Annotated in this window: 20 protein-coding genes; 7 read left to right on the top strand and 13 right to left on the bottom strand. The window is 39.4% G+C overall.

The window, feature by feature from the left end; translation table 11 throughout:
• Nucleotides 1-9: 9 nt before the first annotated feature.
• Nucleotides 10-933, top strand: coding sequence for a PorP/SprF family type IX secretion system membrane protein (locus EQG61_RS02255; RefSeq protein ID WP_129460264.1), 924 nt, complete (start codon nt 10-12; stop codon nt 931-933).
• A 22-nt stretch (nt 934-955) separates the two neighbouring features.
• A complete protein-coding gene (locus EQG61_RS02250) occupies nt 956-2,821 on the top strand; it encodes an OmpA family protein (protein ID WP_129460263.1) in 1,866 nt (621 codons plus the stop codon).
• A 237-nt stretch (nt 2,822-3,058) separates the two neighbouring features.
• Here the strand turns inward: EQG61_RS02250 and EQG61_RS02245 are convergent, their stop codons facing one another.
• From EQG61_RS02245 to EQG61_RS02195, 11 genes are all read right to left on the bottom strand, one after another.
• Nucleotides 3,059-3,466, bottom strand: coding sequence for a hypothetical protein (locus tag EQG61_RS02245; protein ID WP_129460262.1), 408 nt, complete (start codon nt 3,464-3,466; stop codon nt 3,059-3,061).
• A 117-nt stretch (nt 3,467-3,583) separates the two neighbouring features.
• Nucleotides 3,584-4,603: a phenylalanine--tRNA ligase subunit alpha gene (pheS, locus tag EQG61_RS02240; protein WP_129460261.1), complete on the bottom strand. Its 1,020-nt coding sequence runs from the start codon at nt 4,601-4,603 to the stop codon at nt 3,584-3,586.
• 364 nt (nt 4,604-4,967) lie between these two features.
• A complete protein-coding gene (locus EQG61_RS02235) occupies nt 4,968-5,324 on the bottom strand; it encodes a hypothetical protein (RefSeq protein ID WP_129460260.1) in 357 nt (118 codons plus the stop codon).
• A 48-nt stretch (nt 5,325-5,372) separates the two neighbouring features.
• Nucleotides 5,373-6,122 carry a tetratricopeptide repeat protein gene (locus EQG61_RS02230; RefSeq protein ID WP_129460259.1) on the bottom strand — a complete coding sequence of 250 codons (750 nt, stop codon included), beginning with the start codon at nt 6,120-6,122 and terminating at the stop codon, nt 5,373-5,375.
• Nucleotides 6,119-7,885 carry a BatD family protein gene (locus tag EQG61_RS02225; protein WP_235829010.1) on the bottom strand — a complete coding sequence of 589 codons (1,767 nt, stop codon included), beginning with the start codon at nt 7,883-7,885 and terminating at the stop codon, nt 6,119-6,121. Before EQG61_RS02225 ends, EQG61_RS02230 begins: the two co-directional genes overlap by 4 nt.
• A 5-nt stretch (nt 7,886-7,890) precedes the next feature.
• The gene (locus EQG61_RS02220) at nt 7,891-8,625 is read right to left on the bottom strand and encodes a tetratricopeptide repeat protein (RefSeq protein ID WP_235829009.1); all 735 of its coding nucleotides are present in this window, start codon (nt 8,623-8,625) and stop codon (nt 7,891-7,893) included.
• A complete protein-coding gene (locus EQG61_RS02215; protein WP_129460256.1) occupies nt 8,612-9,658 on the bottom strand; it encodes a vWA domain-containing protein in 1,047 nt (348 codons plus the stop codon). Before EQG61_RS02215 ends, EQG61_RS02220 begins: the two co-directional genes overlap by 14 nt.
• 2 nt (nt 9,659-9,660) lie before the next feature.
• A complete protein-coding gene (locus EQG61_RS02210) occupies nt 9,661-10,662 on the bottom strand; it encodes a vWA domain-containing protein (protein ID WP_129460255.1) in 1,002 nt (333 codons plus the stop codon).
• Complete coding sequence (locus EQG61_RS02205; RefSeq protein ID WP_129460254.1) at nt 10,655-12,322, bottom strand: hypothetical protein; 1,668 nt, start codon at nt 12,320-12,322, stop codon at nt 10,655-10,657. Before EQG61_RS02205 ends, EQG61_RS02210 begins: the two co-directional genes overlap by 8 nt.
• A gap of 1 nt (nt 12,323) precedes the next feature.
• Nucleotides 12,324-13,193 carry a DUF58 domain-containing protein gene (locus EQG61_RS02200; RefSeq protein WP_129460253.1) on the bottom strand — a complete coding sequence of 290 codons (870 nt, stop codon included), beginning with the start codon at nt 13,191-13,193 and terminating at the stop codon, nt 12,324-12,326.
• A gap of 90 nt (nt 13,194-13,283) precedes the next feature.
• Nucleotides 13,284-14,288 carry an AAA family ATPase gene (locus EQG61_RS02195; RefSeq protein WP_129460252.1) on the bottom strand — a complete coding sequence of 335 codons (1,005 nt, stop codon included), beginning with the start codon at nt 14,286-14,288 and terminating at the stop codon, nt 13,284-13,286.
• 163 nt (nt 14,289-14,451) lie between these two features.
• Here EQG61_RS02195 and EQG61_RS02190 point away from each other — a divergent pair, with 163 nt between their 5' ends.
• Genes EQG61_RS02190 through EQG61_RS02170 form a run of 5 tightly spaced genes read left to right on the top strand, consistent with a single transcriptional unit; the run spans nt 14,452 to nt 18,391 of the window.
• Entirely contained in the window at nt 14,452-15,321 is an 870-nt protein-coding gene (locus EQG61_RS02190; protein ID WP_129460251.1) for an aldo/keto reductase, read from the top strand.
• 45 nt (nt 15,322-15,366) lie between these two features.
• Nucleotides 15,367-16,515, top strand: a complete 1,149-nt coding sequence (locus tag EQG61_RS02185) for an ATP-binding protein (RefSeq protein WP_129460250.1) — start codon at nt 15,367-15,369, stop codon at nt 16,513-16,515.
• A complete protein-coding gene (locus EQG61_RS02180; RefSeq protein ID WP_129460249.1) occupies nt 16,512-17,249 on the top strand; it encodes a metallophosphoesterase in 738 nt (245 codons plus the stop codon). Before EQG61_RS02185 ends, EQG61_RS02180 begins: the two co-directional genes overlap by 4 nt.
• Before the next feature lie 56 nt (nt 17,250-17,305).
• Complete coding sequence (locus EQG61_RS02175; RefSeq protein ID WP_129460248.1) at nt 17,306-17,800, top strand: DUF6646 family protein; 495 nt, start codon at nt 17,306-17,308, stop codon at nt 17,798-17,800.
• Between the two features lie 18 nt (nt 17,801-17,818).
• Nucleotides 17,819-18,391 (top strand): PhnA domain-containing protein, encoded by a 573-nt coding sequence (locus EQG61_RS02170; RefSeq protein ID WP_129460247.1) that lies wholly within the window; start codon nt 17,819-17,821, stop codon nt 18,389-18,391.
• A gap of 34 nt (nt 18,392-18,425) precedes the next feature.
• Here the strand turns inward: EQG61_RS02170 and EQG61_RS02165 are convergent, their stop codons facing one another.
• Together EQG61_RS02165 and amaB are read right to left on the bottom strand one after the other, a co-directional pair.
• Entirely contained in the window at nt 18,426-19,775 is a 1,350-nt protein-coding gene (locus EQG61_RS02165) for a PcfJ domain-containing protein (protein WP_129460246.1), read from the bottom strand.
• A 472-nt stretch (nt 19,776-20,247) separates the two neighbouring features.
• On the bottom strand, nt 20,248-21,801 hold the full coding sequence (amaB, locus tag EQG61_RS02160) for an L-piperidine-6-carboxylate dehydrogenase (protein ID WP_129460245.1): 1,554 nt from the start codon (nt 21,799-21,801) through the stop codon (nt 20,248-20,250).
• Between the last annotated feature and the right edge of the window lie 74 nt (nt 21,802-21,875).

Genomic DNA, 21,875 nt, shown 5'->3' with positions numbered 1-21,875 from the left:
TTCAAAGCAATGAAAAAATTATATTTCCTAACCGCTTTTGCACTCATTACATTTCTGGATGTAAGTGCGCAGCAAGACCCACACTACACGCAGTACATGTACAACATGAGTGTAATTAACCCTGCCTATGCCGGTTCTAAAGAGAATATGACCGGTGGTTTACTGTATAGAAAACAATGGGTAAATATTGAAGGTGCACCAACCACAGGAACCTTTTTTCTTCATAGTCCAGCAGGAAAAAATGTTGGATTAGGTTTATCGGCTATTACCGATAAAATCGGTCCGGTTGAGGAAAATAATATTTATGGAGACTTCTCGTATACGTTGAATATGGGTGGTGAGCACCGTCTTGCTTTTGGATTAAAAGCAGGTGCTACTTTCCACAAAGTAGGATTGTATTCAGATATCGGAAACGGTTATGTTCCAGATCCAAATGACCCAGCTTTTAGTCAAAACACAAGCAGAACGTTTTTAAACATTGGTACAGGTGTATTTTATTACACGAATAAGTACTATGTAGCTTTATCGATTCCAAATATGTTAAAATCTAAATATTTAGATTTTAATGGAAGACAATTTGGTACAGAAACGTTGCACTATTTCTTAACGGGAGGTTATGTGTTTGATTTGAACGAGAATGTGAAATTTAAACCGTTTGCAATGATTAAAACGGCTTTCAATGCACCTGTATCGATTGATTTTTCTACCAACTTCTTGTTCAATGAAAAATTTGAAGTTGGGGCAACTTATCGTAAAGAAGATTCATTTGGAGCGATGGTAAATTATGCAATCACTCCCAACTTGAAAATTGGTTATGCTTACGATCATATCGTTTCAGATTTGAAAGTAACTACACCATCTTCACATGAGGTGATTTTATTATTTGACTTGAACTTCCCGAAAAAAGTTTCACGTTCACCACGTTATTTCTAATCTAACTAAACTAAATTTCACAATGAAAAATTTATATATCGCTTTAAGTTTTGTCGCAATCAGCGGAACTATGATTGCCCAAAATAAAGACACCAAAAATGCCGATAAGTTGTTCGCGCGTTTTGAATATGTAAAAGCTGTTCAGGAATATCAAAAATTAGTAGACGCTGGTAAAGGTGATGCTTATGTTTACAAGCAATTAGCTGACGCTAACTACAACATGTTCAATTCTGGAGACGCTGCAAAATGGTATGCAAAAGCAACCGAATCACAACAAGATGCTGAAACGTATTACCGTTATGCACAAATGTTGAAAGCTAATGGGAAATATGAAGATGCCAACAAACAAATGGCAAAATTTGCTTCTTTAGCACCTAATGATCAACGTGCAAAAGCATTTAAAGAAAATCCAAACTACTTACCCAAATTATTGTCAGGTAGAGAAGAATATACGGTTGCGCCTGTTAGCATTTCTTCAGATAAGTCTGATTTTGGTGCGGTAATGTATGACAATACAGTTTACTACAGTAGCGCTCGTAACGGTGCTCGTAAAAACTACGGCTGGACAGACGAACCGTTTTTAGACATCTACAAATCGGTACGTGCTGACAACGGAACTTTTGCTGAACCGACAGCGGTTACTGAATTGAATTCAAAATTCCATGACGGAACTTTAACCATTTCTGCCGATGGAAATACTTGTTATTATTCAACTGAAAGTTTCCAAAATAAAGAATCGGTTAAGGATAAAGAAGCGAATGCTAAGAAAAGTCAAATCTATCTTTACAAAGCAACCAAAGAAGGTGAAACTTGGGGCAACTTCAAATTATTACCTTTCAACAGCATCGACTTTTCAACAGGAAATCCTTCGTTAAGTCGTGATGGAAAAACATTATACTTCGCTTCTAACCGCCCTGGATCAATGGGAGGTACCGATATTTGGAAAGTTAGTGTAAATGGAGAGGAATACGGCGAACCTGTAAACTTAGGACCTAAAGTAAATACAGAAGGTAATGAGAACTTCCCATTTATCGCTGATGATAATTCAACATTATACTTTGCTTCTTCTGGGAAACAAGGTTTAGGAGGTTTGGATGTTTTCAAAATTGATTTAGCAAAAGGAACAGATGCATCAAACATGGGTAAACCTGTAAACTCTGAAAAAGACGATTTTGCCTTTACATTCAACAAAGACAAAAACTTCGGTTTTGTATCCAGTAACCGTAACGGTAACGATGATATCTTAGCCGTTAACCCAATTTGTGGTGTTGATGTGTTGGTTATCGTAACCAATGCAAAAACAGGCGATATCTTACCTAATGCTAAAGTGTCTATCTTGGATAGCAAAAACAACGTAATCGGTTCGGAAACTTCTAATGAAAAAGGAGAAGTGGCTTACCGTGTAGAATGTGATAAAGCGTATACCATTCAAGCCGCAAAAGACGGATTTGAAGGAAATGCTTTCCCTGTAGCAAAAAGCAAAGGACCAAAAGCTGACGTGAAAGCGCCATTGAACCCAATCGAGGTGATTGTTACGGAAACAGAAGTAATCTTAAATCCAATTTTCTTTGAATTTGACAAAAGCAACATCACTCAACAAGGTGCTTTCGAATTGGATAAGTTAGTTCAAGTAATGAAAAATAACCCGAACATGGTTATTTTCGCAAAATCACATACAGACCGTAGAGGTGGCGATAAATACAATATGAATTTATCAGAGCGTCGTGCACAAGCAACCGTTCAATACATCATCTCTAAAGGAATTGACGCTTCTCGTATTTCTGGAAAAGGAATGGGAGAAACCGAACCAAAAGTGGCCTGTGATAAATGTACAGAAGCTGAACACGCTCAAAACCGTCGTTCTGAATTCTTGATCGTTAAAAAATAATTACTTTTCATTGCAATAAAAAAGACAGCTCAAAAGGCTGTCTTTTTTGTTTTAAAGCGGTTTTATCATCATTAGCCACATGATTGCGTTTTCGAACTGAAAGTTGCTTAAAAATGCTAAATACAACTAAATGGCAATACTTTTTTTAAAGCAGTTAAATTGATTGTCCAGGAATTAACTTTACACTTAAACCTAACACGAGGTATTAGCCGACGAATGTAGCAAAGCGAAATAAACCTATTTCACCACCACACCCCGTTGCCACAAAATAGGCACTTCCTCCGTAGCTCTTTCATTAATGGTGTTTTTTCTGAAGATGAATTTCTTATCATATAAGGTATTTCCAATGAAATAGGTCACCATAAATTCGTTGTTCAACGCCAATACACTTTGCTCAATCATTTCAATTTTTACAGCCGAAATCGCAGGAACATTTACGTAAGCATGACGCAATAAAGACGTTTTTTTCATTTCTCCATCTAAGGTGCCAAACGCCTTAGAAACCACCATCACACTTTCTAAATCGTGATCCGAATCGTTGATTAAAAAAACATACCACACCTTATCCATAAATTCATCACTCCATTCTTGCACCGCGGCCAAGAATACATTTTCAACTTTGGGAATGGTAATATCTGCTTTCATACAAGTTTAGAGTTTAGAGTTTAATCCCGAAATTTCGGGAAGCATTAAGAGTTTACTATTGTGGGTATATTGTTAACCAATAAAAAACCGCATTTCTTTCGAGTTGCGGTTTCTAATTTATATGTTGGTTTTGAATTGCTCCAAAAAGCGTACATCGTTTTCATAAAACATGCGAATGTCACCAATTTGGTACAACAACATCGCAATGCGCTCTATCCCCATTCCAAAAGCAAAGCCGTTGTATTCATCCGGATTGATACCGCAGTTTTTCAATACATTGGGATCCACCATACCACAACCCATAATTTCCAACCATCCGGTTCCTTTGGTAATGCGGTAATCGGTTTCTGTTTTCAATCCCCAATAAATATCTACTTCCGCACTCGGCTCCGTAAACGGGAAATAAGACGGGCGTAAACGAATCTTCGATTTGCCAAACATCTCCTTCGTGAAATACAACAACGTCTGTTTCAAATCCGCAAACGATACATCTTTGTCAATGTACAGTCCTTCTACTTGATGAAAAATACAATGTGAACGCGAGGAAACCGCTTCGTTACGGAATACACGCCCTGGAGAGATTGTGCGAATCGGCGGTTTATTGCCTTCCATGTACCGCACCTGCACTGAAGAAGTATGCGTACGCAACAATACGTCGGGATTCGTTTGGATAAAAAACGTATCCTGCATATCGCGCGCGGGATGGTATTCGGGTAAATTCAACGCGGTAAAATTGTGCCAGTCGTCTTCAATTTCCGGACCCTCTGAAACATTAAATCCAATGGTCGAAAAAATATCAATAATCTGGTTTTTAACTAAAGAAATAGGATGGCGCGAACCAATTGGGAAAGGTTCCCCTGGACGCGTCAAGTCGCCAAATAATCCTTTGGTTTCTTCCTTAGATTCAAGCTCTTCCTGGATGGATCTCACTTTCTCTTCGGCCACCGTTTTCAACGTATTGATCACCTGACCAAAATCTTTTTTCTGGTCGTTTGGAATATTTTTGAATTCGTTAAAAAGCTCTTTCAACAAGCCTTTACTTCCTAAATATTTGATACGAAATGCTTCTAACGCCTCTTTATTCTTGTCGTTAAAGGCCTTCGCTTCTTCAATATGTTGTTTTATCTTATCGATCATCGTCATGCAATTGAGGTGCAAAAATAGGGCTTTTCGATTAAAAATGGGACAGTTCTGCGCAGATTTCGTCTGAATTTTTTGGAGCGTCAACCTTTATTTTTCAATCGCAAACCCGCCGGTTTTCCGCTATAGTCCCTCATGCTTCGGGAGCTGCCGCTGCAACCCGGGCTATCATGTTCGTTCGTCTTTCTTTTGAAGTCAGTCGTTAGTGAACAGTATTCAGTGGGCAGTAATCAGTGAACAGTATACAGTATTCAGCGGGCAGTCTTCAGTGAGCAGTCATTAGTATTCAGTGGATAGTCTTCAGAAGACAGACTAACGTCTAATGTCCAACGTCTAATGTCTAATGTCCAACGTCTTACCATTACTCAATCAAGCCGCTTTCTAAAAAGTAATGCACCACGGCTTCCTTCATCAAAACTGTTTGTTCACCGGCTTTCAAGGGAGGTAAAGCATCTTTGGCTTTAAAATGTGGCCATCCATCGCGATCTACATAGTCAAATTCATAGTAGCCGTAGGGAACAAGCAGACGACAAATCGCAATGTGCATTAAGTTCACCTTGTCGTCCTTTTGAAACGTTTGGTTCACTTTTCCGTATTCTTGGATTCCGATTAAATAAATAATGGCATCCAAATCCAACGGATCACCATCCGCAAATCGGTCGGATAGTAAGGTAACTACAGCATCCCAACGGGATTTTAATTGTTCGTCTCTAGACAAAATTTTGATTTTTTTAAAACTGACGCAAAACTACGTCTTTATTCCCAATTACGGATTGACTTCCCGTACGCCATTTGCTGGAAGCCAACCGAGGCTGTCGTCGGTGAGTCGAACTTTCAACCATTCCCCCGATTTTTCCAAAACATACACTTTGGCCCCTTCCCGTAATTGTAATGAAGTAGTGGAACGCGATGTGGGTTCGGTATGCAAATCCAATTTATCCGAAAAAACAATTGCTGGATGTTGGTTATGGATATAATTTCGTTGATAAAAACCGGCAAAAAGACTGATGCACCACACCAAGAAGGCCACTACCATAATTGAGAAATAGGTTCTTTTTTTCGAACTTATTTTTGTGAGGTAATACCTAGCAAAACAGCCTACAATGACAAAACCCAAAAGAATGGAAAGTAACGCCCAACGATCATAATGCATGATGCTGGTACTTTGTACTACCATTTTTTCAAATCCTACTTTTGGAAAATGCGGAATCGTATCCAAAGAAAGTTTTCGAGCAAAAACCAAGTTGTTTTCAATCGCCTCATCCGAGGGATCCATCAAATGGGCTTTTTCAAAATGAAAAATGGCAGGCCCAACTTTGCGCAATTTGTAATAACAATTCCCCAAATTGTAGTGCAGTTCCGCTGATTCTTCGCCTGATTGAAGCACGCTTTCATACAGTTGTGCCGCGCCTGTAAAATCATTTTTTTGGTACAAACCATTCGCAACATCAAATTTACTTTGCGCTGCTACCATTCCAAAACAACAGAAAACAAGAAATACAATTACTTTTTTCATACCATTTGTTTTTCAAGTTCGGTTAATAAACGCACTGCCGTATCAAAATCGGTTTGTATAGCTGCCGCTGAAGAAGGTGCATAGCGCGCAAACTCACAATTTTCAATGAGTTTGATAAATTCAGCCACTGTTATTGCATCCGCCTCTTTTTCCTTCATCAAATTACGGATGGTTTCCTTACTCATCTCTGAAGTTTCTAAACGCAATTTGGCTTTCAAGAAATTATGCAACGCTTTTTCCAACGCCACATAAAACGGTTCTTTTTGGTTGAGATTGCGCTGCGCTTCTGATAAATATTGTTTAACAAGCGCATTCGAACGCTTGATTTTATTACCTTCCACATCGGCTTCTTGTTCTGATTTGCGTTTGCGGTACATCAACAAGAGCGGAATGCCTAAAAACGGTAATATAAGTAAGATGAAATACAAGGTTGAGCCCAAGAAATCGGTCGCATTTCGTGTCACCCAATGGGATGCTGTTTTGATGGGTTCAAAAACGGCTTGTTCGGTTTTGGTTTTTCCATTTTTACCATGGGCAAGTCCACCTGCAGGCAAACCTGGACCGTCTTTAACTTCAATGGTAATTGCAGGAACTGATTTTGTTTTAAACGACTGTGATTGTGGATCGAAATAACTAAAAGTCAGCGCCGGAATTACAAAAGTACCTTTGTTCTGGGGCACTAAAGTATATCGATCTGCAATGTAACCCGTCATTCCTGAAATTGGAGTAACTACTTTTTCAATATGCTCCGGATCATATACTTCCCAGTCATTTGATAATTCCAATTTTGGTAGCTGAAATAATTTTAGATTACCATCACCACTTACCCGCAAGGTTAAATCCAACGATTCACCAAACTTTAAAGTTTTTTTCGAAGGAATTGCTTCAAAATTAAAATTACCAACGGCTCCTGTAAAATTTGTTGGTTTGCCCGATTCCGGTAAGGCTTTTACTTGAATGGCTTTCCCCGATGAAGTGAGTCGCTGACTGATATCTCTCGTTATCAATTGGTTAAAAATGGTCATTCGTCCTGTTGGAATGCTGCAATCCACCTCTAAAATATAAGGGTCAATGACCAATTTGCCTGCTTTTTGAGGGTAAACTACCGCTTTCTTTAAAACAACGGATAGACAACGGTGTCCTCTAAAAACCGTTTGTTCCGGAACAAAATTCGCCGTTTCAATCTCTTGACTCCAAAAATCATTATAATGCGGTTTTTGAATGTCGCGAACATCATTGATGTCGGTGTTGTAATTGAAATATAACTTTTGAACAACGGTTATGGGTTCGTTTACATATGGATTGGTTTTGGAAACTTCCGTCACCAAATACATGTTGGAATTCGATGCCACCGGCATATTCGCAGGATCTTTTGAAGGGTCAACTGCGTCAGTAACGGTAATTTTTAAACCATTCGAACGGTAAATACGATTGTTGAATTCAATTGTAGCGGGTTTGATAGTTAATGTTCCTTTTTTTTCAGGAACCAATAAATACGTGTAGGTTTTATTAAATGTGCCACGACCATTTACCCATAATTCACGAATCGATTGAATAGGACCCGAAAACACACTGAAACCACTTTCTTCAAAATCTGGCGGTACAAAATTGTCTCCATCTGCATTAACTGTAAAATCTACTCGTAGCTTGTCATGTAAAGGCAATGTAGATTTACTAGCTGCCGCCTCCATTTTTATTTGGGCAGTAGCATTTACCATGAAAAAGGTCAAGCAAACAAATAACAGTTGTCTCATACGGTTCATTCCCATTACCAATCTTTTTCCGGTCGTTCCGGACTAGCTTGGGCATCTTTATCTTTTCGTTTTAACTGAACTTTTTTCTCTTCGTTATTAACCGCATCTAATAAATTGTCAATGCGCTGTTTGTTTTGTCCGCTAGGACGCGGCTGTGGATCGGGTTGTTTTTGAGGTCCACCCGAATTTTTCGGATTGTTTTCCGGTTTTTTTCTTTGATCTTCTTGATCGCCTTTGTTGTCGTCTGGACGCTGATTTTTCTCTTTCTCTTTACTCTTTTCGTCCTTCTTTTTTCCGCCGTCATGTGGGGGCGGATTTTCTTTGTTTTTCTTTTTGGCTAATGCATAATTATAACGTGTTTCCTCATCATTCGGATTGTTACGCAATGCATTTTTATAGGCTTGTTCTGCCAAATCATATTTTTTTTCCAACATTAACGCATTGCCTAAATTGTGATAGGCTTTGTGTCTTTCGGGTTTAGATTGTGCTGTTTCTGCGGCCTTTAAAAACTTAAACTTAGCTTCTCCTGCTTGATTCTGTTTGTAAATGGCCGTACCCAAATTGTATTCTGCCGTACTTTCTTGCTTTTTATTGGATGCCGAAGCTACACGATAATTGGATTCCGCTGCTGCATATTTTTTGGCTTCAAATTGGGCATTACCATCAGGCAAAGCAGACTTATTTTCCTGAGCAAATACCCCAGCAAAACAGCCTATCCAAACCGTAAAAATACGTTTAACGCTTTTCATCTTTTTCATTGAATAAATTCATTTTTCCAATCCATTGGGTTTTGCGCTCCCAAAACAACACCTCCAAAAATAAAAGGATTAATCCAATACCCAAAAACCATTGAAATTGGGATTGATAATCGGCCATTAAAGCGGAACCCAATTCCGTTTTGTCGGTATTGTTAATTGTATTTTTCACATAATCCACTACGTTTTTTGTCACGTTTCCATCAATGTAACCCCCATTACCTTTTTGGGCGACTTCCTCCAACACTTTACTGTTGCGTTTGGTAATCACAACTTGACCATTTTTGTCTTTAAGATAGGTAGCATTTCCGTTTTCTATGATCTTTATCGGACCTCCATTTTCTGTACCTACACCGACTGTCAATATACGCATTTTAACTTCATTTGCTAATTCTGCGGCAGCGACTGCATTATTGGTATGATCTTCACCATCCGATAAAATAATCAAGAGTTTGTTGCTTTTGTCTTTGGCAGAAAAATACCGATTGGCTGCTAATTGAATGGCTTGGTCAATGGATGTTCCTTGTGTAGAAATCATTTCGGGGCTCATGCTTTGCAAAAACATTTTTGCCACGGCATAATCCGATGTCATAGGCAACACTGGAAACGCATTTCCCGAGTAAGCAATAATCCCAATGCGGTCTCCTCCCAATTGATTGATGAGTTGGGAAACGATTTGTTTGCTTTTCTCCAAACGATTCGGAGCGACATCGGCGGCCAGCATACTTTTGGAAACGTCAATGGCAAATACAATATCGATACCGCGACTTTTGACTTTCTCTACTTTGGTCCCAATCTTTGGGTTGACGAGTCCGATAATGAGAAATACAATTCCCAATAATCCCAAAAAGAATTTTGTGTTGGACTTAAAACGGGAACGTTCTGGACTTAAGTAATCCAGTAATGCTGCACTAGCAAATTCGCGTTCTTTTTTTCTTCTCCATATACGCGCAGCCCACCACAAGCCAATTAACATAGGCAGCAGCAGTAAACCGTAAAAATAAATTTTAGATTCTAATTCGTACATGGTTACACAATTGAACGGTAAATAGTTTGACGTAAACTCAATTCGATGACAATGAGTAATAACGCTAAAAGCACAAATGGACGGTATTTTTCATCGTAATCGTAGTATTTTAATTCTTCGATTTCCGTCGTTTCCATTTGGTTGATTTCATTATAAATCTCTTCTAATCGACTGTTGCTAGTGGCGCGAAAATACTTTCCATGGGTTTTTTTGGCAATCGATTTCATCAATCCTTCGTCAATTTTGACGGGTAAATTTTGGTAGGCCAAACTACCATCAGGATTGACACCTACCGGAAATAAAGCCATGCCATTCGAGCCCAAACCAATGGTATATACTTTGATGCCGTATTCATTGGCTAAATCTGCTGCCGTTTCGGGTTCGATAAATCCGGCATTATTTACACCATCGGTCAATAAAATGATTACTCTACTCTTGGCTTTGCTCTCTTTGAGTCGGTTAACGGCTGTTGCCAATCCCATTCCTATCGCTGTTCCGTCTTCTACCGTTGGATCGTAATTGAGTTCGCTGATAACTTGCTTAACCAATGCTTTATCGGTAGTTACAGGAATTTTAGTATAGGCTTCCCCCGCATAAACCACAATGCCAATGCGGTCATTGGGGCGGTCATCCACAAATTGCGAAGCCACTGTTTTTAAGGCTTCCATTCGGTTCGGATTCAAATCTTTGGCCAGCATACTACTCGATAAGTCGACCGCCATCACAATATCAATTCCCCGCGTGGTTTTGGTTTGATTACTAATATCAACCGTTCGCGGACGCGCAAGGGCAATGATAATTAAGGCCAACGCTATCAGTCGAAGCACGACCAAATACGGCTTGAACCGCGTTATCCATGTTGCTGTTGCCGCCAAACCTTGGATCGAACTCATATTCACAGTAGCGGTTTGTTGCTTGCGGTTTTTGTACAGCCAAAAAGCAAGCAAAGGCAAAACTGCCAGCAGCAGTAAAAACTGGGGATGTAAAAAAGAGAGCTTATCCATTCAAATTAAAGATTTGGAGTTTAATCGAATCGATAATTCGCGCCATTATTTTTTTACCATAAGCGTCACCTTCTTCATAGCTCACCGCCACTTGTTGTAATCCGCCATTCTGGTTAAACAAATAAATTTCATAATACATGCGATGGGTTGCGCCATTGGCTTTATTTTCAACCGTCATCATTCCGTATGCTTTCGTTCCTTTTATTCCGTTCTCCAATTGAAAATCGCCATCGGATTTGTATAAAATATTCCGTGCGCCTTGTGCCTCCCAGGTTTTTACAATTCCTTCCAATACTTTGTCGTAATCAATACCTTGAACATTTTTGTCGTAATAGGCGTCCAAATTGGTTTTGTAATAATTGGTAGAAACCGACACATACAAAGGGTCATGGAGTGTTCCACTGGTAAACATTCGCATGTCTTTCACCACTGCATAGGTGTTTTTAGGGAGTTGGTCTTTGTCCACGCGTGTCAACACTTTTGGGGTTTCCAACTCCACATTGGGGTCACCGTAAGCACTTTTTATCCATTGTCCTTCATACATTTCACGGGTGGGATTACCCAAAACATAATCTTTCACGTTTTCATAGCCATAAATCACAAAAACGGAACCGATAGCTACGGCCAATACCCAAAAAGCAATTAAACTGGAATATAAAATGCGGCGTTCTCTTTTTTTCTTTTCTAATTTTTGACGGGCCAACTCGCGTTGTTGTTCGTTCCAAGCCTCTAATTCATTGACCACTTCCGATTCTTCAGGAAGCGCTTCATGAATGGTAAGTATGGTTTTCTCGATGCGTTTTTTATCCGCTTCAATTTCTGATAAAATAGGGCGCTCTTTGGCAAATTTCACCAAGTCGGCTTGACGCAACACTTGTTCTAAGTTCTGTAGTGTATCAGAGGATAATTTCAAATGTTTGCTCTGTGTTACTTCACGCAAAGTAGCTATTAATTCAGAAGTGGTACGCTCCATAGCTGGCACTTCAATTTCTTCTTCGATGTACGTGCGAACAATATCGGTGAGTTTGGAGTAAAACTGTTTGATTTCTCCTTTTTCAACCCAATTCTGGGTATCCAATTCTTGGAGTAATAAAGTCGCTTTTTCAATCGGTTGTAGCGGTGTTGTCTCTTCGTTGTTGAAACTCGGAATTCTTTTTTTGTATTTGATAAAAATGAAGAGGGCAATGCCGATTAGAATTACCAATGATAACCAAAGCCAAGGGAAAGAATAGACAGGCGGCACTGCAGTTATCCCTTTGATTTCGTACATTTTTTGTTTTAAGGTGTCGACTTTAACATCGGCGACTTCCAACTCCAACGGATCGGTGTAGACTTGGGTTTTGTTAATGGAAACCGGTAATTTAGGTACCGTATATCGTCCGCTATCAAATTGGGTAAGCCCGTATTTTTTAATCAATTCCCAGCGTTCATTTTTTTTAACGGTATCAACGGGATAGGATTCCAATACTTCTAATGCGCCAAACGTTTTTCCACCAGGGAACACAACCTTGTCTTTTGGGCCAACTTCAGTTTTTAGTGTTAATTTGAATTCAGCGCCAATTTTTTTCTTTAGCGAATCTACTGTAACAGTCACTTTTTGTGCCTGTACGAATAAGCCGCAACACAAGAAAAACAAACTGATGTAACCTTTCCACTTCATATTATGCACGTGCTTTAAAATAGCCCAAAAGACGGGTTACATAACTTTCATCCACTCGGGTTTGAACGGTTCCCGCGCCGCATTTCGAAAAAACTTCTTTAAAAAATTGAACGCGTTCAGCATAATTGCGCTCGTAAATTTGACGCACTTTAGACGATCGGGTGTCTACCACAAGCTGTTCTCCATTTTCAGCATCCGTCATTTCCAAAATCCCCACATTGGGAAGTCGTTCTTCCCGCGAATCGTACACGCGAAAACCCGTAACATCGTGTTTTTTGCTCGCGATTTTCAAGGTTTTTTCATAGTCATCGGCACAAATAAAATCGGAGATGACAAAAACGATTGCTTTTTTCTTTTGGGTAGCCGAGAGAAATTGCAAGGCCTGACCGATATGCGTTTTTTTACTTTTGGGCTGGAACTCAATCAACTCCCGAATAATGCGCAATACATGCGATTTTCCTTTTTTGGGTGGAATGTACAATTCGATTTGATCGGTAAATAAAATCAACCCAATTTTATCGTTGTTTTGTGTCGCTGAAAACGCTAATGTGGCAGCAATTTCAGTGACTATTTCTTTTTTCAATTGTTTTTGGGTACCAAAATTTTCAGAGCCGGAAACATCCACCATCAGCATCATGGTCAACTCCCGTTCTTCTTCAAAAACTTTGACATAGGGTTCGTTGTAACGCGCTGTAACATTCCAATCAATGGCACGAACATCGTCCCCAAATTGGTATTGGCGCACTTCTGAAAACGTCATCCCACGGCCTTTAAACGACGTGTGGTATTCCCCCGAGAAGATATGATCACTCAATCTTCGGGTTTTGATTTCGATTTTCCGAACTTTTTTTAAAATTTCTTTGGTATCCATGGATTTGGAGTCGTAAGTCAATGAAGTCGTAAGTCAATAGTCACCATCGTATTTAGGTACGAAACTGCTTTCTGATTACTTTACACTGATTTATGGAACTTCGATTTCGTTCACAATTTTGTTGATGATATCAACCGAAGTAATATTTTCCGCCTCAGCTTCATAGGTTACTCCAATACGGTGGCGCAAAACATCATGTACCACGGCGCGAACATCTTCGGGAATAACATACCCGCGGCGTTTGATGAAGGCATAACATTTGGCTGCAGTAGCTAAATTGATGCTTCCACGTGGAGAAGCACCAAATCCGATTAACGGCTTCAAGCTTTCCAAACGGTATTTCTCAGGATAACGGGTGGCAAAAATGATATCGAGGATGTATTTTTCAATTTTTTCATCCATATACACTTCGCGAACTACTTCCTGAGCACGCAAAATTTGTTCGATGGAAACTACAGGTCGCACTTCTTCATAACTGCCTTTTAGGTTTTGACGAATGACCAAACGCTCTTCATCCATTTTGGGATAATCGATCACCGTTTTCAACATAAAACGGTCGACTTGTGCTTCAGGTAACGGATACGTTCCTTCTTGTTCAATAGGGTTTTGGGTAGCCAATACCAAGAAAGGTTTGTCCAATTTAAAAGTCGTTTCTCCAATGGTCACTTGCTTTTCTTGCATGGCTTCCAAAAGAGCCGATTGCACTTTGGCAGGCGCACGGTTGATCTCATCGGCCAATACAAAGTTGGCAAAAATAGGCCCTTTCTTGATGGTAAACTCGTTTTGTTTGATGTTGTAAATCATCGTACCCACTACGTCGGCTGGAAGTAAATCAGGGGTAAACTGAATACGGCTAAACGAACCGTGAACGGCTTTCGAAAGGGTGTTGATGGCTAATGTTTTGGCCAAACCGGGCACTCCTTCTAAAAGAATATGTCCTTGTCCTAGTAAGCCAATCATGAGGCGTTCCACCATATGTTTCTGGCCCACAATGACTTTATTCATCTCCATGGAAAGCAAATCAATGAAGGCACTTTCACGCTCGATTTTTTCATTAATTGCTCTAATATCTAAAGCCGCAGCATTTTCTTCCATAAAACCTATTTTTTTGCGAATATAAACTATAAATTTTAACAATTCAAAGTTGAAAATTTAATCTCCAGTGCGGTGTTAATAGAGCGTTAAATATTGCCCAAATAATCGGCCTTTAAGGAGGTTTTATGATTTCGTTTTAGTAATTTTAGACTTTTAAGTGACCATGAAAAATACTATTCTTTCTCCTGTTGTTGCAGGAACCATGAATTGGGGTGCTTGGGATAAAAAACTCAACACCTCAGAAATGGCGCATTTGATTCGCATTTGCGTCGAACATAAAATTACCTCTTTTGATCATGCTGATATCTACGGCGGTTATACGACTGAAGCCGAATTTGGACATGGTTTTCGCTCCAGCGGAATTGCAAGAGACAGCATTCAGTTGATTTCCAAGTGCGGGATTCAACATACTGAAGGCCGACCCAATACCCTAAAACACTACGATTATTCCAAAGAGTACATTATTTGGAGCGTTGAAAATTCGCTTAAAAATTTACAAACGGACTATTTGGATGTGCTTCTTTTGCACCGTCCGAGTCCGTTGATGCAAGCTGACGAAATTGCCGCTGCTGTGGAGCAACTCAAAGCGCAAGGGAAAATTCGCGATTTTGGATTGTCAAATTTTACCAATTCCCAAACGGATTTGATTCGCCAACGCACCGAAGTACATTACAATCAAATTCAATTTTCGGCCACCCATTTCCAACCCATGTTAGACGGCAGTTTGGATTATATGCAAGTGCACAATATTACACCGATGTCTTGGAATCCGTTAGGAACGGTTTTTCGGGAAGACATTGAACAAACCCGTCGTTTGAAAAAACTTCTGGTCCAATTGGTTGAAAAATATGAAGTAGGTTCGGATACTCTTTTACTCGCTTGGGTGTTGAAACATCCTTCGGGTGTTATCCCCGTGGCGGGTACCGTGAATATAGCGCGCATCCAACAATTGATGAAAGCGGTTGAATTGCCATTGACCGATTTGGATTGGTTTGCTATCTGGACGGAAAGTATGGGGAACAAGGTGCCGTAGTCAGTGTACAGTTATTCAGTGTTCAGTAATCAGTAGTTTGGTTTAATGATTAACAAACGTCTTTTGATTCGGAATTTACTTGCTCACAACGATGAGAGTAGTTTCTATGATAAAAAACGACAGTTAAATCTGCATACCAAAGAAGGGAAAGCGAAGTTCTTGAAGCATATTTGTGCCTTATCCAATTCCAATCCTTCCAACAATTCCTATATTGTTGTTGGGGTAGAGGATGAGTCCAACGAAATTATCGGTGATGATTTTTTTGACGACAGTCGTATCCAAAACTTAGTCAATGCCTTTTTGGAAAATCCTCCTAAAATTCAGTATGAAAATGTTCCTTTTCCCAATTTGCCGAAAGATCGTGTGGTGGGTTTGGTGACTATCCGACCCAAATCAAAACCCTCCTATTTCAAAAAAGTTATTCATACCATTCCAGCGCAGACTAGTTTTATTCGAATTGGGAGTAATTCAACGCCTACTGAAGATAAAATCCCGTATTCCAAACAGAATATTGAAACGGTTTTAAGCATTGAAAATAATGCTCGAAATAGTATTGCGCATACGTTGGATAGCGTTATTGATTTTGTCAACAACCGGCACAAAGACATGCCGTCCCAGTACAAAGTCTTTCGTGAATTGTTTGTCATTTGTTGGTCGGGGAATCCCAAAAAAATTAGAGACAAACAATTTCTTTCGCGGGTTGATATTGAATTGGTGAATGAGCAAATCAAATTGTTTTATTCGGCTCAAGATGTAGTTACCGTAACCTATGACGAGAGTTCGTTTACCATCACTGAATACGTGCCTTTAGGCTTAAACGATAAGACGAGTTATTATCCCTTGGAACAACAAAAACTTACCTTTTTTGACAATGGATATTATAAAATTGAAACCCAAATGCTGTTTGAGCCTCCGCAATACAACCGCAAAATGTTGTTTCACATTTATAATGCTGGCTTATCTTTGTTGGCAAAAATGCAAAAGGGACTGGTGCTTTCCGATCGAGAAAATCGGGATTTGGAAAATTTACCCTACACCCTAATGCTCTGTTTTTTAAACGGATTTGAAGAAGCCAAACAGAAATTAATCGATTCCAAACCTTTATTCAAGCAAACCCAACGTTCAGAAGTGTACACCAACTTCAAAGAAGCGATGCGGGTGTTGCGGAAAGTGAAATACAATAAAGAAACATGAGTAGAATTTTAGTTATTGGCGATATACACGGCGGCCTTCGTGCGGTACATCAAGTATTGGAACGCGCTACTGTACAACCCCATGACACCTTAATTTTTTTGGGCGATTATGTCGACGGTTGGAGTCAGTCACCCGAAGTATTGGATTTTTTAATTGAGTTGCAACACCAACACTATTGTATTTTTATTCGTGGTAATCACGATGAACTATTGTTGGATTGGTTGGAATCCCGTCGTGAAAATATCGACGAAACCCAATGGTACAAACACGGTGGTGAAGCAACAGTTCTTGCCTACGAAAAAGTTTCTGAGGCACAGAAATTACGTCATATTGAATTTTTGAAGAATCTTAAAAATTATCATTTAGATGACAAAAACCGGTTGTTTATTCATGCCGGATTTACCAATATGAATGGAATTGATTACGAATATTATCCCCGTCTTTTTTACTGGGATCGAACCCTTTGGGAAACGGCATTGGCTTTGCCGGAGGATTTATCCAAAGAAAGCGTTTATTATCCCAAAAGATTCACCCTTTATCACGAAATTTATATTGGACATACACCGGTAACACGCATTGGCCAAACGGTTCCCGTACACAAAGCTGGTGTTTGGAATGTAGATACGGGTGCTGCATTTACAGGGCCGTTAACGATTTTGGATGTGGATACTAAAGAATTTTGGCAGAGCGAACCTTTGTCCCATTTATATCCTACAGAAAAAGGGAGAAATTAATAGGATTTTCGCCTCAATGTATTCGAATTAGTATCTTTGTCCTCAAATAATATTTTATGAGACGTATTTTTATTTTAGTGGCTTTAATTGCAGGCATGATTGGCCAAGCACAAGCATTTAAAGGAAAAGGAGATGTAAAAGGGCAAGTGGGTGCTTCCTTCCAAGACGGAGGAAATGGTATTGCTGTGATTGCTGATTTCGGAATTGGAGAAAATATTTCTATCGGTTTGGGAACCAATTATATCTTAAATGCGAATCGGTATTTGAATTTCAAACCCCGCTTTGAAGACCGTGCCGACGTGCGTTTGCGTTTCAATGCCAATATTGGAAATGTTTTCAATTTAGATAAAAAATGGGATATCTACCCAGGTTTAAGTTTAGGGTTGCGCAATTTTGGTGGACATTTAGGCGCACGCTATTTCTTTACCAATGGATTTGGACTGTTTACTGAATTTAGCGCACCATTATCGCGGTATGATTCAGAAGTGATTGGGTATGAGCACTACAACAATCAATTTATGTTTACAATTGGAGCATCTTTCAATTTGTAATAAAACCAAACCAGCAGTATGACACCTATTGAAAAAAAATTACACGACCGTAGTGGATCCGTGTGTGAAATCAGTGGCGTTACCGAAGACTTAGTGGTCTATACGGTGGCTCCACAAACTACAGAAAGCTTGGAAAACAGCCTTCTTATTTCTAAAAAATTAAAGGATCAAATCGAGAATCCAGAAACCACAAATCCCAACGATTGGCGGGGTTTAAGTGATAGTATGTGGAACGAACATCTTCCGGTACAAATTGTATCATGGCGTATGTTGGCCCGATTGAAAAATCACGATTTATTGGAAATGATGTACCTTGATGAAGACGCTTTGGAATGGGCAAAAGCCACGGGTGAAGGCGAAGATGAGGAAGGAAAAATCATCCATAAAGACTCCAACGGAAACATCCTAAATGATGGTGATTCTGTAGTGTTAATCAAAGATTTGGACGTAAAAGGCGCTAATTTCACGGCCAAACGTGGCGCTCCAGTACACAATATTAAATTAGTTTGGGACAACGCCGAACAAATTGAAGGAAGGGTGGAAGGACAATACATTGTGATTCTTACGCAGTATGTGAAGAAAACAAAGTAAATAAAAAGAGCTGTCATTTTAGACAGCTCTTTTTTTAGGAACATGCTCGATACAATAGAAATAAAGCAAACAAAATTATACGCACAATAAATTGTGTATCATAGGTGTTGTTTACACGATTGTAAACTACGGGTTGCTGTTGTTGAGGTGGATAATTTTCATATTCATACCATTCAAAATCAAGACGTAACCCCGCTTTTTTAGCCCATTCTTGTACCAAAATATACGATTCTTCACTGATATCTTCATTGTACTTCGCTTTTGCTTGAACAATTGTTTTATAGTCAAGATTTACCTCCAAAGTAGCCTCAATGGTTTCCTCAGTTCCTTTGAATTTTCTCATTGTAAAGATGGCAGAGGAACCCTCAATACAATCAAATTCATATTCGGCAACACAGTGATACATGGAAGCTCCTTCTTCGTATAATGATTCAGAGTTAACTAACTCATAAATGACATAAGAAATAGGTATTTCCAAATGCATTGTTTTTGAAAAACCTTGAATTCCTGATGTTTTCCATTCTGCACGTCCTTTGGCTTCTTGTGCCTTGCACATTTCGATATGCCATGCTTCTGCTTGTCGATATAATGCATTCCAGGTTCGACCATTCATGTCAAAAGTTGCTTGAGCATTTCTTTTGAAATCGATGTACTGCAAAACTAAATCTACTTGGTCCAATGAAGCATTAGCTGTTTTGGCCAGCCATTGAATAACGGTTTTCCAAAATTCTTCACGATCAAAATGCGTCGCTAAAGAAGACCAAGCTACGATTTCCGCCATGAGGTCAGAAGCCCCGTATCCTTTCGCTTGCGCCCATCGAATGGCTTGATTAATTTCCAATTCATCACTCGCATGAGTAAATAAATGGGCCATTTTTGCTGTGAATTGAACAGGAAATCCATTTAACTGCAAAACACTTTTCCCGCGACCTAATTGGATATACCACAACATATGCACTTTATTATCTCCATAAAAAGCACTTTCTAAAAATTTAGCAACGGGATATTGCGCGAAACAATGCTGAATAAGTGTACTTAATTGCGCCTCTGCCTCCCATTGGGTTCGGGTTAAACTATCGATAGATCGAATTGTTTTATTTCCGAAAAAAGCAATTTTTGCCACTACTTGAATCGCTTCATCATTTCTTAAAAGCGCGAAATATTTCTTTTCTTCTAACGTTAAAAGCAAACTTTTGAAAACTTCTTTTCTCCATTCATGTTGTTCAGTAGGCATACGAAGGAAACTGTCAGCTATGGTCCAACCCAACGTACCGATTTTTTCGGTATTTCGAGAAAGTGCCGCACAGTACCGTACCTTCCAAGCAAAGTTTGAGGTTTTTGAAGTGATTAATGAAAATTTGTTAGTCGCCAAAAGCGTTTCCATGATTTCTAGTTTTTAAGTCATTTATATTGTGTTTTAAATTTTTAGGTATAAAAAAACCCGATGATTTTATAGCATCGGGTGGAGGAATAGATTAGATATAGATATTCTATACGCACCACCGATACCGATAACGGAGTGTTAAAAAGGATTCGTGATTTTGTTTTTTTAGTTTCATAGTTTTACAAAAAAAACCCGAACAAAAGTCCGGGTTGAAAATATCTTGGTATTGTAAATTTACAATTCAAAAAGTAGTCCAAACCCGACTTCACACACGCCTTCCATCACGAAGTCGCGTACTAGCGTATAAATTGAAGTGAAATTAGACATAACTTGTTTTTTTTATTCGGGGCAAAAATACATTTTTCTATTGAGGCTCAAAATTTTAACCGTAATTTAGAATTAAACTAAAAAAAAGCGCCCTCTAAAATTGGAACGCTTTTCTTTTCTCTTGCTTCTTTCTTCTAAAAAGAAATTATAAATCAAACTTAATTCCTTGGGCCAATGGCAAACTCGTAGAATAGTTGATGGTATTCGTTTGACGACGCATATATACTTTCCAGGCATCTGATCCTGATTCGCGGCCACCTCCGGTTTCTTTTTCACCACCAAAAGCACCACCAATCTCAGCACCGGACGTTCCGATATTTACATTGGCAATACCACAATCGGAACCAGCTGCCGATAAGAAGGCTTCAGCTTCACGTAAATTATTGGTCATAATCGCCGAAGATAAACCTTGAGCAACTCCGTTTTGAATTTCGATGGCTTCAGTTACATCGCCGCTGTATTTTAATAAATACAATACCGGTGCAAAGGTTTCGTGTTGCACAATGGCAAAGTCGTTTTTCGCCTCAGCAATAGCGGGCTTCACATAACAACCACTTTCATAGCCAGCACCAGTAAGTACGCCACCTTCTACTAAAATTTTACCGCCTTCAGCCACCACTTGTGCTAAAGCTTTGTTGTACAATTCTACCGCATGCGTATCGATAAGCGGACCTACGTGATTGTTTTGATCCAAAGGATTTCCAATGCGCAATTGTCCATAAGCGGCCACAATAGCGTCTTTTACTTTATCATAAATGCTTTCATGAATAATTAAACGACGGGTTGAGGTACAACGTTGTCCTGCTGTTCCCACAGCTCCGAAAACCGCACCGATTACTGTCATTTTAATATCAGCATCGGGTGTAACAATAATCGCATTGTTTCCACCTAGTTCCAATAAGGAACGACCTAAACGTGCCGCTACTTCTTGGGCTACAATTTTACCCATGCGGGTCGAACCAGTAGCAGATACCAAAGGAACACGAGTGTCGCGGTTTAATAATTGACCAATTTTGTAATCGCCATTAATTAAACAAGAAATTCCTTCGGGTAAGTTGTTTTCACGCAATACTTCTGCAATGATGTTTTGACAAGCAATCCCACACAAAGGTGTTTTTTCTGAAGGTTTCCATACACAAACGTCACCACAAATCCATGCTAAAGCCGTATTCCACGACCAAACCGCCACAGGGAAGTTGAAAGCAGAAATGATTCCGACAACGCCTAGCGGATGATACTGCTCATACATACGGTGCGATGGACGCTCAGAGTGCATCGTTAATCCGTGCAATTGACGCGATAAACCTACGGCAAAGTCACAGATGTCGATCATTTCTTGAACTTCACCTAAACCTTCTTGGTAGGATTTTCCCATTTCATAGGAAACTAATTTCCCAAGCGGTTCTTTATATTGACGCAATTTTTCTCCAAATTGACGCACGATTTCGCCACGTTTTGGAGCGGGCATTAAACGAAACGTTTTGAAGGCTTCGGTAGCAGATTGCATTACTTTTTCATAATCGGCTTCGGTGGAAGCTTTTACTTTGGCAATTAACTGACCGTCAACGGGAGAATAACTTTCGATTAATTCTCCGCCAGAAAACCATTGGCCTCCTGTAGAAGTTCCTTCGTTTACGGCTTTAATTCCTAAGATTTCCAAGGCTTCGGTCATGCCGAATTGTTGTGCAATTGTTGACATAAATTCTGGTTTGTTTGTTGGGCTCAAATATATTTTATTTTCTAAAGTTATTCTATGACATTCGACTAATTTCT

This window comes from Flavobacterium stagni (assembly GCF_004122105.1).
Taxonomy (GTDB): domain Bacteria; phylum Bacteroidota; class Bacteroidia; order Flavobacteriales; family Flavobacteriaceae; genus Flavobacterium; species Flavobacterium stagni.
Note: the sequence above shows the minus strand (reverse complement) of the source record. Positions and strands in the feature narration are given on the sequence as shown.